The sequence below is a fragment of the Leptolyngbya sp. CCNP1308 genome (assembly GCF_034932455.1).
Lineage (GTDB): Bacteria > Cyanobacteriota > Cyanobacteriia > Phormidesmidales > Phormidesmidaceae > Nodosilinea.
Genome location: NZ_JAYGIH010000002.1, coordinates 1 through 15,058, shown reverse-complemented (window position 1 = coordinate 15,058; position 15,058 = coordinate 1). Strand labels below are relative to the sequence as shown.

Annotated in this window: 14 protein-coding genes; 7 read left to right on the top strand and 7 right to left on the bottom strand. The window is 48.9% G+C overall.

All coding sequences use genetic code 11. From position 1 onward, the window contains the following. Positions 1-116 precede the first annotated feature (116 nt). Positions 117-758: an XRE family transcriptional regulator gene (locus VB780_RS01100; RefSeq protein WP_323349293.1), complete on the bottom strand. Its 642-nt coding sequence runs from the start codon at positions 756-758 to the stop codon at positions 117-119. Positions 759-854: 96 nt separating this feature from the next. On the opposite strand from VB780_RS01100, the gene VB780_RS31305 reads away from it, so the two are divergent. From VB780_RS31305 to VB780_RS01080, 4 genes are all read left to right on the top strand, one after another. Next, positions 855-1,181, top strand: coding sequence for a helix-turn-helix domain-containing protein (locus tag VB780_RS31305; protein WP_416349194.1), 327 nt, complete (start codon positions 855-857; stop codon positions 1,179-1,181). Then, on the top strand, positions 1,063-1,359 hold the full coding sequence (locus VB780_RS01090) for a hypothetical protein (protein ID WP_323349291.1): 297 nt from the start codon (positions 1,063-1,065) through the stop codon (positions 1,357-1,359). The genes VB780_RS31305 and VB780_RS01090 overlap by 119 nt, the downstream gene beginning before the upstream one ends. 315 nt (positions 1,360-1,674) lie before the next feature. Then, positions 1,675-4,071: a DUF3987 domain-containing protein gene (locus tag VB780_RS01085; RefSeq protein ID WP_323349290.1), complete on the top strand. Its 2,397-nt coding sequence runs from the start codon at positions 1,675-1,677 to the stop codon at positions 4,069-4,071. Positions 4,072-4,484: 413 nt separating this feature from the next. Then, positions 4,485-4,634: a hypothetical protein gene (locus VB780_RS01080; protein ID WP_323349289.1), complete on the top strand. Its 150-nt coding sequence runs from the start codon at positions 4,485-4,487 to the stop codon at positions 4,632-4,634. Positions 4,635-4,997: 363 nt separating this feature from the next. On the opposite strand, the gene VB780_RS01075 is transcribed toward VB780_RS01080, so the two are convergent. Both VB780_RS01075 and VB780_RS01070 read right to left on the bottom strand, forming a co-directional pair. After that, positions 4,998-5,228 carry a type II toxin-antitoxin system RelE/ParE family toxin gene (locus VB780_RS01075; RefSeq protein ID WP_323349288.1) on the bottom strand — a complete coding sequence of 77 codons (231 nt, stop codon included), beginning with the start codon at positions 5,226-5,228 and terminating at the stop codon, positions 4,998-5,000. Then, positions 5,228-5,494 carry a ribbon-helix-helix domain-containing protein gene (locus VB780_RS01070; RefSeq protein WP_323349287.1) on the bottom strand — a complete coding sequence of 89 codons (267 nt, stop codon included), beginning with the start codon at positions 5,492-5,494 and terminating at the stop codon, positions 5,228-5,230. The genes VB780_RS01075 and VB780_RS01070 overlap by 1 nt, the downstream gene beginning before the upstream one ends. A gap of 395 nt (positions 5,495-5,889) precedes the next feature. Here VB780_RS01070 and VB780_RS01065 point away from each other — a divergent pair, with 395 nt between their 5' ends. Together VB780_RS01065 and VB780_RS01060 are read left to right on the top strand one after the other, a co-directional pair. Next, positions 5,890-7,875 carry an ATP-binding protein gene (locus tag VB780_RS01065; protein ID WP_323349286.1) on the top strand — a complete coding sequence of 662 codons (1,986 nt, stop codon included), beginning with the start codon at positions 5,890-5,892 and terminating at the stop codon, positions 7,873-7,875. Between the two features lie 62 nt (positions 7,876-7,937). Then, the gene (locus VB780_RS01060; protein ID WP_323349285.1) at positions 7,938-9,374 is read left to right on the top strand and encodes a hypothetical protein; all 1,437 of its coding nucleotides are present in this window, start codon (positions 7,938-7,940) and stop codon (positions 9,372-9,374) included. An 11-nt stretch (positions 9,375-9,385) separates the two neighbouring features. Here the strand turns inward: VB780_RS01060 and VB780_RS01055 are convergent, their stop codons facing one another. The 4 genes from VB780_RS01055 to VB780_RS01040 all read right to left on the bottom strand — a co-directional run bounded on the left by VB780_RS01055 (position 9,386) and on the right by VB780_RS01040 (position 13,241). Continuing rightward, positions 9,386-10,309 (bottom strand): DNA adenine methylase, encoded by a 924-nt coding sequence (locus tag VB780_RS01055; protein WP_323349284.1) that lies wholly within the window; start codon positions 10,307-10,309, stop codon positions 9,386-9,388. Further along, positions 10,306-11,775, bottom strand: coding sequence for a hypothetical protein (locus tag VB780_RS01050; RefSeq protein WP_323349283.1), 1,470 nt, complete (start codon positions 11,773-11,775; stop codon positions 10,306-10,308). The genes VB780_RS01055 and VB780_RS01050 overlap by 4 nt, the downstream gene beginning before the upstream one ends. A gap of 253 nt (positions 11,776-12,028) precedes the next feature. Next, positions 12,029-12,472: a hypothetical protein gene (locus VB780_RS01045; RefSeq protein WP_323349282.1), complete on the bottom strand. Its 444-nt coding sequence runs from the start codon at positions 12,470-12,472 to the stop codon at positions 12,029-12,031. Further along, positions 12,465-13,241 carry a ParA family protein gene (locus VB780_RS01040; protein ID WP_323349281.1) on the bottom strand — a complete coding sequence of 259 codons (777 nt, stop codon included), beginning with the start codon at positions 13,239-13,241 and terminating at the stop codon, positions 12,465-12,467. Before VB780_RS01040 ends, VB780_RS01045 begins: the two co-directional genes overlap by 8 nt. Before the next feature lie 667 nt (positions 13,242-13,908). Between VB780_RS01040 and VB780_RS01035 the strand changes: the two genes are divergently transcribed. Continuing rightward, positions 13,909-14,397, top strand: coding sequence for a hypothetical protein (locus tag VB780_RS01035; RefSeq protein WP_323349280.1), 489 nt, complete (start codon positions 13,909-13,911; stop codon positions 14,395-14,397). Positions 14,398-15,058: the final 661 nt, after the last annotated feature.

Here is a 15,058-nt window from a genome sequence, read left to right as displayed (position 1 = left end):
TCCTCCATCTTGGCTTAAAAATCCTAAAAGTTGTACTGAGCCTGGTTTAGTCATTAACTTGTCTGCTCGGCCCAGGCCATAGAATTCGCAGATAGATTAAGTTGGCCCATGGCACCTTACAAATGGCGTCCAACCCATACAACTCTGCCCATAAGATTTAACCCACTGGGTTTGCTCGACAAAGTGATGGAGAAAGCATCATACGCTGCACTATCACTGAGCACTCGAATCGTCTTGTCAGCGATGTACTGTAGGCGTTTAACCAAAACTCGGTCATCCAGCTTGAGCAGATAAATGCCATGGGTCACCACCTCCAGATCTCGGTCTGTAGTATCTACAAGCACCAGCGCTCCTACCGGCAGGGTGGGCTCCATACTGTCATCAACTACCTGGGTCAGCATCAGGTGCTCAAACGAATCAGGGAACTCCGTCCGTAGCCAATCCGTCTCAAAGGCCAGCGGATCCTTTTGAATGTACTTCTCAGCTAACGCTTGAGGCGAGTCGTGAGGAGCCGTCCCAGTCTGACCAGTTGCCAGCCACTCGACGCTGATATTAGCCGTGCGGGCTATAGCGAGTAATGCCGGGCGGGTAGGCTCGCTCTGACCATTCAGATATTGGCGGAGCACGGTGTCAGAAAAGCCGCAGTCTCTGGCAAAGCCTCGAATGCTCTTGTCGCCGACCGCTTGCTTCAGGCGGACTGGAAACTGATCAACTGCCGTGGCATCCGCCTGCGCCTCATCAGGTAATGGATTAGTCATAGGGTTACATTAATTGCAGATGCGAATTATAACACTTGACATGCAAGTTATTTATTGCTAACTTCATCGATATATTGATGGAGCTAAGACAATTCTATGCATGTAGAAGACATTAAAGCGGCTCTACGCAAGCAGGGCTGGACTCTGACCAGCATCGCGAAAGAACTGAATATTGGCACCTCGGCAGTCTCTCATGCCTTGACTCGACAGCGATCGCGCCGCATCGAGCAGGTGGTGGCGAGCAAACTTGGCCTGCCTCCCCATGAGATTTGGCCTCAACGGTATAAGCGAGGAAGAGTAAACCATGGCCCAATTCATCAGCAAGCAGGAGGCTACCCAATACCTCAAGCTCAGCGATACGACTCTGAAGCGTTATCGGTTGCAGGGGGTGCTGATCGAGGGCATCCATTGGGTTCGCATTAACAGCCGCTGCATTCGCTACAACCTAGAGCTGATGCAAGACTGGCTACACAATCGTCATGACCCGATTGCTCACCAGCGGGCCATCAGAATTTACCAGGCCAGCTTGTTGAGCAATCGTAAAAAACCATCTCAGTCCAACACTCGAAATGACTCACCCAAGCTGAAAAACAGCAAATAGAGCTTTCAGAGTTTAGTCAAATTGTTGATAGCTTTCTAGCCTCATTCTTTAAGTTCAAGATTGATTGAAAAAACACCCCAACTACTTGCTAGCCAGGGTGCCGAGTTCTTTTTTTATTTTCCACAGCCGGGTTAATCAACGTCTTGAAGCGGTTTGTCAGAACCACTTCGCTCATTAACCTGCTACTGAAACATGTGCTTTCAAATATAGCAAAGTCATGGGCAATGTCCAAGACTACGAGGCTGATTGGGCAATCTACTGAGCCCAGTAGCAGGTTAATTGTGGTGGCCCGGCTCCTAACCTCAGGAGCTAACCATGGCACAGTACATTTACTCGGGGCGATCGCACCCCTGTCCGATTTGTGGACGCACTAAAGACCAAGACTGCCGATGGAATGAGGAGGTGGTGTTCTGCCACACCCATGTAGACCAGGATAGGGCGGTAGACGGCTACGTTTACCGGGGCGCGACAGCCGATAGCATGTGGGGGCAATACTTTGCAGCCACTGCCCCACCAGAGAAGCCCGTTCGACCCCAGCAGCGGCAGGACTATTTCTATCCCAGCCGAACCGGCCAGCCGCTGGTGAAGGTGACTCGGGTAGATCGGGGCAACGGTGCGAAGTTTTTCGTGCAATACCACTGGAACGGGCAGCAGTGGGTCAAGGGTCTGACCCCTGAGATTAGAGCCCAGGTGCCAATTTACCGCTACCGCGATGTCCAGAATTCCATATCCATCGGTCAACCTATCTGGATGGTGGAGGGAGAAGGCTGCGCGGATGCCCTATGGGGAATTGGCATTCCCGCGACCACTACCCTGGGGGGCTCGAAGAAGTACCGCAGCTATGGCAATTACGCTGAGGATTTGCAGACGGCCCAGCTGGTGCTGTGTCCAGATCGCGACCAGGTCGGCATTACCCATATGGGAGAAGTCGCCCAGGACTTCCCCTCAGCCCTGTGGTGCTACCCCTACCCTGACAGCCTACGCTGGCAGAACCTGCCCAAGCATGGCGGGCTAGATGTGGTGGATTGGATTCACGATGGGGCCACAGCGGAGCAGATCAGAGCAGCGGTGCAAGACCGACGGCATCTGGAAGTCAGCTCTACTCAAGGTCCCGAGCGGATGTCGGTGCAGGCCTTGCAAGACCAGATTCGCACCTACCTGGGCACGAGCCCCACCGAACTGGCCCTGGCGGCGCAGGTGGTTCAGTGGCACCAGGAAACGGGGCTATCAGCCAGGGATATCAGCAACCTGGTCACCTTGGTGCAGGCGGAGCTGGAGCAAACCGAGGAACGGGACGATCGCCGGGCCGAGATTCACCAGCTGCTCAAAATTGGCGACTACCAGCTGTGCCTGGGGGAGTATCTCCATGCTGAGCTGGCGGAACCCTTAGAGCAGATTGCTGACTGGATTGGGGCCACCCCAGCGGCGATGCTGGTGACGCTGCTGCCGGTAGCGGCGTCTCTACTGCGGGTGGGTACGGAGCTGGAAATTGATGCTGGGATGGGGTTCTCGGTGCCGCCAATTGTGTTCACGGGGCTGGTGGCTCCCTCGGGCAGCAAGAAAAGTCCGATTCAGCGGCAGATTTTGGGGCCGCTCTCGCTGCTCCAGGCGGAGGCGGATCAGGAGTATGAGTATGCCGCTTCGGAGTATGAGGTTGACCTGCGGGATTGGGAGCAGACTCGGGCTGAGGAGAGGGGTATTCGCCCCAGGAAGCCGATGCCACGGGAGTATCACACTTCGGATGCGACACGAGAGGCGATCGCCCGCATCCAGGCCCAACAACCAGAGCGGGGCATTTTGGTGACGCCGGATGAGTTGGCAGGATTGTTCAAGGGGCAGAACCAGTACCGCAATGGGCGAGGGAACGACAAGGAGTCACTGCTGACCGCCTTTGATGGCTCAGGGCTGAAGGTAGATCGAGCTAGTGGCCTGCGCATTAGCCTGCCGCGCACCAGTCTGAGCCTAACGGGGACGATTCAGCCCGATATTCTGCGGGAGATGATGGGGGATTGCTCGGATGCCAGTGGCCAGTGGGCCAGGTTTTTGTGGTGTTTGCTGCCGCTGAAGCTTGCACCATTCCCTCGACGGACGGTGCGCCATGATGTATCGGAGCGGCTCTATGGGCTTTACCAGCAGTTGGAGGGATTGACGGCCCAATGCTACCAGCTCAGCCCTGAGGCCAAAGCCTTATTTGCGGATTGGTATGACCAGTTGGATCAGCTGCGGGTGACGGAGACGCACCCAGGCTTGCAGGCGGTCTATTCCAAGATGCAGGGCTACACGGGGCGGCTGGCGCTGATTCTTCACTGCCTGAATGCAGCGGTGGAGGGGCATTTGCCGCCCCATGCAGTGGAAGCGAGCCAGATGCAGGCGGCAATAAAGCTGGGGCGTTGGTTCATTGGTCAGGTGAAGCTGCTCTATGCGGACGGGAATACGGTGGATGGGGCGCTGGAGCCGGTCTATACAAAACTGATACAGCTATCGCGGGTGCGGGGCTGGCTGCGAGCGAAGGATGTGCGGAATTATGAGCGCAGTTTACGGAAGGCGGGGGTGGAGGTGATCCGCGCTCATTTTTTGGAGCTGGAGGCGATGGGGTATGGGGAAACCCAGGGCGTGGGGAATCGGCTGCGGTGGCGGGCAACGGTAGACACGGTAGACAGATTTGAGGGAACGGTAGACGGGGTGTCTACCGCTGAAAGCATTGATGGGTAAGGGTTATAGCGAAACGGTAGACAAGTAGACAGGGTTTGCCAATGAGGAATTGCTAGGAAAGTGTCTACCGTCTACCGAAATGGCTGAAGAGCTTGTGGATAAAGGCTTTTGCCCGGTAGACACCCTGTCTACCGGGCGTCTACCGTGTCTACCGAAAGTCGATTACTCCTCGTCGTTGTCTGTGAACAAACTCGTTAGGTCGCGGTAGCCACTGACGACTCGCAAGATATCCACTCTAGATTCGGTTGCGGTATAGAGAATGAGGCGTTTCTGATTCAGGGTATGAAGCGACGGCTCAAATCTTTGAAAACTCCTTCCGGATTTCGCAAATTCATACTGCCATTCAGCAACGCCGCCTAAGCTACAAGCACGTAGGCCAACACGGCGCGTGCAGCCTTAAAGCAATCTTCTTGATGACCACCGAGCGCACAGAGCCTGAGTTCACTAATCTCAAAGAAGAATTAGAAGAGTTAGGTTATAGGCTGAACGTAGTAGACGGCTGCACAAAAGAGCATCAGGATGCGAGACAACGCGCTCTCAATGATGCAATGACCACTGCTTAAGTAGGAGAGATCACATGCAGATCGAATTTCCCGACCATTTAGTGCCCACCGTAGATAAGTCAGTGAAGGCTTTAAGTGACCAAGCCTTTTTATCAAGTGAGGACCGAACAGTACTTGTCCTGCTTCGAGAACTGCAGCAAGCCATTAGTGTTAGCAAGAGCAAAGAGGAGTAATGGCTAAAATTATGACCCGCTGGGAGACTTTCTCATACGATGTCTTGGGCAACAAGCACGATGGGTACGAGGTCAACAACACCTACAGAGGTGAAGAAGTTGACCTAGCCCTTGAGTTAAAAGGCTACAACCAGGGCACCCCGCATGGCCCCCTAAAACCCCCAATTCTGGGGGGCAAATCATACTTGCGTTAAGCAACGCCGAGAATGAGGTAGTTCTCCATTGAGAGGCTGCGTAGCTCTAGGAGGATTTTGTCGCGTGGCCGCCCTAGATTGGGGAATTGGGTGATTCTGGCGAATTTGGCATCGAGCTTTGAGAGGAAGCGCTCGGCCTGCTGGAGCCCAGTCTGACCGGCAATGTAGTCTGCAATGGCCTCGATGTCTTGAATGGCAGGCTGAGTAAGGTAAAACTGAGCAGGCATTATTCGGCAGAGGCGTGGCGAGACCGCAGGTTTTCTCGAATTTGGGCCATGGCGGTGGGGCCTTCAACGAGTTCGCCGCGTTGGGCTGCTTCCCAGCCGACCTGAGCATCTTGCTGGAGTTCGGGGAGTCGCCCTTGATAAATGTCGTCTTGCTGGTCGAGCAGGTGTATGCCCGCTGTGATGACCTCTAGGGCAGATTGGTATTTGCCTGCGGCGAGCTGGCGTTGGATGAGTTGTTCTAGTTCAGGGGGAAGGACAACTTGCATGGAAGATGAAGGGAAGCAACTGCTTTTGACCTCAATCTTAACGCTAGGAAATGATTACGTTGAAATCTCCCGCGAGTCAAACAACCTGTTCGAGCTGCCGGACTTGCATCACCTGCGGGTGACGAGCGCAAAGAACACCTCGACGACTTTCAGTCGTTTTTGGAATCGGCCCTGCTGACCATGATTATGGGCTCGGGTGCTAATAGCTCGGTGATGACCCAGACCATCCATTCGATTCTGGCGCTGGCTCTCAATGCCTTCTTTGGCTATGTTCTTATTCAGCACCGTCACTATACATGACCTTGTAAACACAAAATTTATCTTTATATTTACTCCAGTTTCCCAAAATATCGTTAAAAAGGAGCAGGGCTACACGTAACTTAGGAGACGCTCATATGTCCATGCTCATCGACCAAGTTTTCAAGAGCGATCCTCTAGTAAAGCTTGCTCAGAAAGAAAACTTTGTGGGCTGGGTATATGGTATTGACTATGAACAAGCTCTTGTAATGACCAATGATCTTTGGAAAGCTAAGGTTAATGGTATACCCCATAACTGCTTCTTAGTAGCCACCACTTTTGATCCAGAACGCTACAGTGAAACTCAAGAAATTGACCGCGAAGTAATTCTTTTTAGAGTCATTGGCGCATCTAGACTTCCTCAAGACGATGATATTGTTCGTACGAAAATTGATCATTTTCAAGATCAGGAAGGCGCATTTGAAGACGGGACAGGCTTTGATGATATTACCCTTAACCAAATCCAATTTGGCGGCCTTAAATGCAGAATCCTAGGAACATTTTACACCTTTGAAAATAAACTTTGGCTGGGTAGTGATCTTGAGTCTTTCTCTTTAGCTTCTCGCCTGCGTGTCTATCGACCTAATGATGATGCTCTAGAACTCATTATCAACCATGTAGATCCAATCCGTAATAAAACTATGCAGAAAGATGCTCAAGAATTAGGGCTAACTAAACCTATTGAGCGCATCCGTATAGGAACTATTCGTTATACTTCCACTGATCGCCTTCACCGGAAGAATGCTCCTAGTAAGGTTCCAGTTTATCTCCAACCGTCTGATTTTCTTGCACGACGCACCGCTGTACTAGGGATGACGCGAACCGGAAAATCAAACATGCTCAAGAAGATGGTCTCCATGGTAAAACGTGTTGCTGATGAGGCAAACATGCCGATTGGGCAAATAATTTTCGACCTGAATGGAGAGTATGCTAATGCAAACAAGCAGGATCAGGGAGCTATATCTGAGGTATATCCTAATGCCACCGTGCGGTATAGGGGATTTGATACCGAAGGCTTTCAAGATCTGCGGCATAATTTCTATATCAACACCAGCGAAGGCTTATATCTTCTTCAATCACTCTTGCAGAAAGATGCTTTCAAGCAGGCTGATCTTGAGACTTTTAAGAGTATGTCGCTTGAAGAACCTGAACGGGAAGCACGGAGCGAGCACTATCGCTGGCAAGTGAGAAAAGCTGCTTACCAATGCCTTCTCCGCCGTGCGAAATATACCCCCCCTCTTGGAGAAGGCGTGAAGTTTCCCGCAGGTCAAGGTGTTAGACAGCAGATTCAACAACAAACAGACGTTTCTCTCCCTGATCCTTCCGGAGGCATGAGTTTCGATGATGGTATTGAATGGTTTATGACAGCTCGCCGAGCAGATCGGCAATTACGAAGTAGTAATAGCTTTCTCAAAAGCAGTTCAGGTAATGAATGGTTTGATCAAGAGACCAGAGCTATACTCAATCTAATGGCAGAGAGAAATGATCGCGATACAACTATTCGTGGTTACAAAGCATTAGGCCCTTATCGGAATTATCACTCACCACGCCGTTCTTCTGAATTAGTAGGGGAAGTATACAAGCATCTTGAAGATGGGAGAATAGTGATTCTCGACTTATCTGTAGGTCCAGCAACAATCAGGAAGGAAATGAGTATTCGGATAGCCGAAGGTATCTTTCACCGCTCCATGGAAACCTTTGTGTCTGGGGAATTTCCGCCACATATTGTGACCTATATTGAAGAAGCTCATAACCTGATTGGCAAGAAACATGAGTTAACAGACACATGGCCAAGAATTGCTAAAGAGGGCGCAAAATACCGCATGGCGCTTGTGTATGCTACCCAAGAACCATCTTCAGTTCATCCTAATATTTTGGCCAATACAGAAAATTGGTTTGTAACCCATCTCAACAATGAAGGGGAACTCAAGGAGATTTCAAAGTTCTACGACTTCTCTGATTTTGGGAAATCACTTATTCGCGCCCAAGACGTAGGTTTTGCCAGAGTAAAAACACTCTCCGGACCGTTTGTAGTGCCAGTGCAAATTGACCTATTCGATCCCAAATCTGAATCTGATCGCTAAGATTCTAAGCTGACTGCCAATCTTGCAAAGTTCTGATATCTGATTACTTTGAGAGTTACTCTATGCCATATGAGAATGAGTATGCAAACAAGTCATCACATAGCGATATTGTTGAGAATCCTGATGTACTCGCCTTCTTACAAGAATGTGAATATTTAAGAGAACCAAGTCCTGAGGAAATTGATCGCTTTTCGCAGCGGTTTCAGCCTTTGCCAGATCTGAACTTGGTCGATTTGCCAAACCATATTTTCGCTATTGATGGCAGTCCCTACGAGGCGCTAATTGATGATCGAATGCCCAGTACAAAAGTTGGGTATGTCAAAGTGAGTACAATTCATATTTTGATGGAAGAGTTCGGAGCATTACGAGTTGATGACGGGCGCTTTGTTGATCCTTTTAGGGTGGCCAAGCTCAGAAAAAATAAAGACTCACTTCTCTTTGTACTTCCTGGAACGAATATGAGATGGCAAGGTCTCACTTCGGTTCGAGATAGTTTTCGGGCCAGAGTAGATAAAGTTTTACTTCAGAAGGAAACACGGTTCAATAAAGAGGACTATAGAAGCAGTCTACGATCAACACTTTTTCGTCTTGCTTCTTTACGACCTGATAAAATGGGCACTCGAAGTGATGAGTTCCTAAAGCTGCATCAATGCCCTTCATGCGGATATAAGGGAGAGGAAGATTTAGGCATAGAGCTTATAGACATTGAAGAGCAGCAGTATTGTTCCGCTTGCAATAAAGAAATTTACCCTTCAGATGCTTTACGACTGTGGGAAGAGGTAAACGATTATCAGTCCAACATCTCAGCAATGACACGCTTCATGCTAGCAGTTGAGCACATGCTTCCGGCTCATTACATAAATTATCTTTTGACTGCTAATTTTCCTCTTGATCAACTTGCATCAATTTCTTTTTTTGTGGACGGGCCATTAGCAATATTTGGCACGTGTGCTTGGCTTAGTCGCCCCTTAATGAAGTACTACCATCAGATAAACGAAAAACTTCGCAAAGAAGGACTGCCAAATATCACAATTTTGGGACTTCAGAAAACCGGGCAGCTTGCGGACTACTTCAGCCTGGTGAGTAAATACATCCCAGAGAACACTGTCTATCCTGTAGATGACGAATATCGTTATCAATATATAATTGCAAGTCGCGACCCATCAAAAGTTGGATTTGGAGATGAGACATATTATGGGCAAGATTTTCTTTTTAAGACTGCTTCAGACCGTCGTTTCGTAGTCAGTATTCCATACCCTTTTTCTGGGAAAGGACAACGTGAAGAGGGAAGATTTCATAAGCTCAAGACAGAAATAGCGCGCTACCCAAATCTTCATAGAACTCTTGCGCTTATTAAGCGTTTTGAGACTGATCTCTATACAAATGCTGTCATCCCCATAGCGCTTGCACATCGCTATACTGCTATAAGCGCAAGCCCAGGCGGCAAGGTTCTAGATATTTTATCAAGGAATTCATTCCCTAAAAGCAATAGATATTGAAAGATTCCTCCCTATATAAGCTCTAGTTGAAATGCTGATGTTTTCAATGTGGTTGGCTCTGTAACAGTAGGAACTAGCAACTTTTTGCTAAAAAACATTACTTCTGAACCTTTATATCGGTTTCGCGCAGAGTAATGAATATCATAAGTAAGTGATTGAAACTCTTTGTATAGCTTACATATTTCTGGAACGTTATCATAAGATACCATCCAGTTATATTTAAGCTTTCTCACTCTTTTTGATACATTTTCATGATCTTCCTTTTTGTAAAAACGCGTATAGAGATCTTCTGTGCCTTTTACAAAGTATGGAGGATCTAAATAAATAAGACTTTGTGGAGCTATCTTGCCTGAGAGAGTGTCGAGAAGCTCTAAAGCATCAAAGTTTGAAAGGCGAATACGATTTCTAAATCTTGCAATTTTGCGTATTCTACTTACCAAGTTTTCTTTATTGTAGCGAGCATCAATCTTCCATTTCCCGGCTTGATCTTTTCCACCAATAACACCGCCGCTAATAATACCTGAACGGTTTGTTCTATTGAGGAAAAAGGTTGAGAACCCAAGTTCCAAAAGTGACACGTCAGAGTTATCTTGACGGCCTCTTTGCTGGACATCACGTTGGTTTTCCCATTCTTTAATAGTAACTGGCGTTTCTAAAATTAGATTACAGAGATCTTCTGTCTCATATAATACAGAGTGCCAGAAGGAAAATACTGAAACATCGATATCGTTTATATGTACATATCGAACGTATTCATCATAGAGAAGCTGTAAGGCGATGCTTGCCCCACCTGCATAAGGCTCGATATACTCTGAGTCCAATAAGTTATTGGCCCGATAAATGAGCTTTACGAAGTTTGCTAGTTTTCGCTTCCCTCCTGGGTAACGTAGGGGAGAGACATATAGCATAGACAGATTTGTATAAGGCCCAATCATTCTACTACTTTCCAGATATTCTGGATAAAGACTTGGAAGTTATCCCATGTTACTACTAACTCAGATGCTATAGGTGAGTAGTAGCGATTATGCACATACTGATTCATAGATTTTACAGAGGCTGCCAGCATTCCGTCTCCAGTTGCAGCTTTGCGTATGGGTGCAAGTTCATTTCGTGTCATGATTTCATTTTCTTCCATAAATTGCGCTACTTTGTTAAGCTTGTCTTTGAGCTTTGAGTTACCGGTTTGTTGTTCGTCCCATCCAATCTTCTCCTCAACGAAATGATCCAAACTCAGTTCAATGAAGACGCGCAACATCACAGCACCCGAATTTGGAAAGTTTGTCAAATCCATCCTCTTTAGCTCTTTAAAGAGATCATTGACTCGTCTTTGAGTTATCGTTATTTTACAGCTCTTAGGTATGAGCGTACTCCTGTTTGGAAAAGGCGTCGATTGATAACCCTGTCGTCCCAAAAGGGGCTTGCTGGAGCTTTCAGGCTCTACAGTCTCTGAAACATTACCTTTTTGTTCACCAGTTCCAGTTTGATCTTTTGCAGGATCATTAGTGCTTTGAGCATCAGGTTGCTGGTTAAACTGTTCTAAAGAGGTTGGCTGTGCAAGTGCTAAACCTTCTTGAGGTAAGTCATCAGAGTCAAAAGTGTTAATGTAATCAATTCTATCTTTTTGTTTTTTAAGGTCGCTGACTGTTTTTTCTCCACTAGCTAGATCCTCAATGACTCGACTTAAGCCCTTTGTGATTTCATCTTTCGGAAACAAAAAGACAACGTCTTCTTTCTGTTTTTCTATTCCAATTTTGTTTCTGACATAACGAGTGCTTAGAAGCCGATTAAATGTAGTGATTGGAAATTTACCGTCTTCAATCTTCTTCTGAGTATTTTCCGAAAGAATATCTTGGTCTTTTATGAAGTCAAGAAGCTGTAGACCTATATCCTTATGGCCACGTTTTCGTTCATCATAACGGGCTCCCACTTGACCATCCCAAGCTAGCATGCCTGCGCCTCGGTTTAGCCCTCGGTGAATAAGTTCGATCCATGGATCAGCTTCATTACGACTTTCAAATACAACACAAGCCACTCTTGTTATTGGCGTTTTTTCAAATCTATCAGAAAGTTTTTTTAGGATCTGTAAGCCCTTTTTGTTTAGGATGCCCTCTGCTAATAGAGGAGATTCTAAAAGCTTCAAAGCTGTAAGTCGTCTATTGCCATCAAGAACATAGAAAAGATTGCCATCAACTTCGGACGGCATAACCATCATGAGGCTTGCAGGATTAGTCCCATTCTCTAAAAGATGCTCTGCCAAGGCAATAACTCGCTCTCCCTGAAGCTCTGTCATTGCACGTATTGCATCATGACTATTGGCTTGAACCGATGTTAATCGTGGATTTTCTGGATCAAGAAGTAGCTGTGAAACTTCGATAAGCGCTGTTTGATGGCTATTCTGCATAAGCTTGAAAGGTAAATGGCTCAGTGCTCTTTCACATTATTAGTTTAACCTGCAAAAATTCAAAGCCTGCTTATAGAGACCCGAACTATGTTTGGATGTAGTTCGGGTCTCTAGGAATTTAATCTATCTGCCGATCGCGCCTCAGCAGACTAAATACCTTCCCCTGCTCTGGGGTAATCAAAATCTCGAACTCTAAAATCATCATGCTTGGTTGACCCCAATTCGTTCGCTTAGCAAGCTCCGACGTAATCGTCTAACCCCTCAATCGCTTCTGCATCGTCTCCAGCTTCCTCAAATCCGCCGCCCGCTTCCGGCGCTGGTAGCGCTCCTTCGCCACCCCATTCACCACCTGCATTGCCTTGGGGTGCTCCGCCAGGTAAAGGTACGCCGCCTCAAACCACACCTCCTTGGTGATCTTCTCATCCATACAGAGGTGGCGCAGGGCCTTATCAATCTCTTCCTCTAACCGCGTCGTCGTCCGCACTAGCTGCGGTAACTCCGCCTCATCATCTTGGCTAACAGACATACTGACGTCAACACTCGTAGACTTGCTAGAGTCACTATATCCCGACCTATTGTCCCCAACCGCCGCCTGTTGAAGAGACTTCACAGGTAACTCGGCCCCCAGCCCATCGGCTCGGGGCGGCACACTCGGGCGCTGCCGCTGCATCAACCGTTCCAGCGCATCCTCAGCCATTTTCTCTCCCCTGCTCTAACGCCTCCATCACCCTATGCAGCGGAAATTCCAGCTCTCCATAGCCAATCTCTGACAGCCGCCGCCCCTGCCGAATCGCCTGCTTGTAGCGCTCACTCTCCACAATTGACGGCAGCACCGGGATTGAGCCTGCCACCTGCTGCATAGCCGCTATGGCCTCTCGGCTATCGGTTGCCTGCGACCGGCCAAACCACTTATCTCGAAACGGCAGCACCCCCAGCACCTGGCCCTTAAACGCCCGTATGCGTCCCAATTCCTCCAGCAGTTCCAGACTGCACAGCAGCGAATTTACCCCCTTGGTCGAGGCCTCCGCTGGAATCAGTACCCAGTCCGAGGCCCCCACTACCGATAAGCAAATCTGGGTACGCTGGGGCGGTGAGTCGATGATGCAAACGTCAAACAGTTCCCCCACGGCCTCCAGGCTGTGGCGCAAAGCTAGGGCTCCCATCCCGATGGTGGCCAAGTATTCCTGGGCCTTGTGCAGCCCCTCATCCGCTGGGATCAGAAACAGATTCGCCGTCGCCAGCGGATAGATCCCATCGGCTGTTTCCACCTGCCGCTTTAGCAACTCCAACAGGGTGGGCTCATTTGCCTGAACGTCATGGCCTAGATAAAAGGTGAGATTCGCCTGCGGATCGGCATCCACCATCAACACCTTCTGTCCCCGGTGCGCCAGGAGCCGCCCCAGCAGCAGCGAGACCGACGTTTTCCCTTGCCCCCCAGAGAGCGACAAACAACTTACCGTCTTCATAGCTGTGTTTCACTCCTCGTATAACGCCCAGATCCTGATCACCTCTACAAGGCTCGCCTCACCCAAGCCCCTGCCGCCTTTAAGATTGTGAATTTAAAGACATCAAGACGTATTGACGTCAATACATTTACTTTTGTGTCTGTAAATCAGTTGTCATGCCATTTTGTCAGTTAAACCTTAACTATTGAGTTGAAAATATCTGCGGCAAAAGGGAACCGAATAACATGCCGTTGCGTCGCTTTTGAAAACTTTTTATAGATTAATTTCGACTGCAACTATAGAGTTCTTGCGCGCTGTCAATTGCGTTAATAACTGACGGCAGAAATTCCGGTAAATGGGAATCATGCATGACCTAAGTATAAAAAATATCTCCTTGCTTAAGTATCCGTAGAGATTGCTCAATAGCTTGATTAACATGATGCAAGATTACAGAAGCAGCCCCGATATCTACCATCTTGTATAGGCTTTAGACGTGACTATGGGCTATCTGAGTCTGAGTCCACAATTTAGATTGACATTTCCCCACCGCCAGAAAATATTGCTATATTGATCGAAAAATTACGCAATTCGAGTGACTTAGGTCACTCATTGGTGAGCACGCGAGTCATGTAATCTGAACTGATTTCAGGAGACTGCAATAATCAGTCAGACTCAATTTATTTGAGCCATGAAAACTCTCTACGTTTTTCCGTTGATGGAACGAATGGTAGGTCGGATGAATCCTCTTCCAGACCTGCCGCTACTCGTCGTAGCGCTCCTGTGCCTCGGTCTAGATGTCCTCATCCACGGCCCCGCCTTACTCATGGTGCTGGCCGTCGCAGGGTTGACAGGTCTTGCCTGGAGGCAGGACATAATACCCTCCCGTTCCCTATCCAGACGGGCATCTAAGGCCCAGGGCTTTAGGCGAAAGGCTTGGCGACTCCTAGGTCTAGGGCTGCTCTGGCTAATCACCCTGCTGGCCTATCCCGCCCAGGCCCAGTTCTTCGGCGATGCTGAAACCTGGATGACCACCAACTTTGGCACCGCTGCTGGCGACGCCATTCCCCTGGTCTTCAACGTACTGCGGGGCCTGTTTTTGCTCTACGTCGGCATCTCGCTGGTGCGGGTGATCAACAGCGCCCGCAACGACGAGGATTGGGTGCGAGCCGTTGCCTAGAAACTGGAACTCACCTGAGTTTCAGGGGATTAGGCGCAAGGTCTTTGGACCTTGACAACTGAATGGCCATGTAGGTGCAAGTCCTACCCCGTGAGTGCAACGGTGACAGCACTTCCCCCACTCGTGCGACTGGCTCTCAATCGGGTGAAGCGGGGATGAACGGCAGCCCTTCCGAGAACCGTACTCGGCAATCTGTCTAGCAAGAATCTATGGGTAGCGAAAGCGAAGATGCGTCAGAACCATCGTTACGTCAAGTGGGCTACGACGGTTAGCAGCCCAGGCCAAAACGGCAAGGCAAACGGGAACTGGCGATTCCAGTCTCGACCAGTCTGCACTTCCCATCAACCCGGTGGAGAGCATCGCCCTAAAGATTCAAACAATGGTCATTCGGAACGGAATAACCTGCTGAGGCGCTCTCTGGCTAACGTCAGAGTCGGCTGCCACGCTACAAGCCCTCAGCGGGCGGGATTGTATCAAAAGCAAACGCCTGGGGTAATGCCCAGGATAGGCCTACAGATACACGATGAACTGATAGTAATGAATCAAGTCACAGTCCAAACGTCTAAGACTGGGGCCAACGCGCCCACAGTGGAATGGAAGACCCTCCCCTGGCGACAGCTAGAGGCGAAGGTGTTCAAGCTGCAAACGAGGATTTACCGAG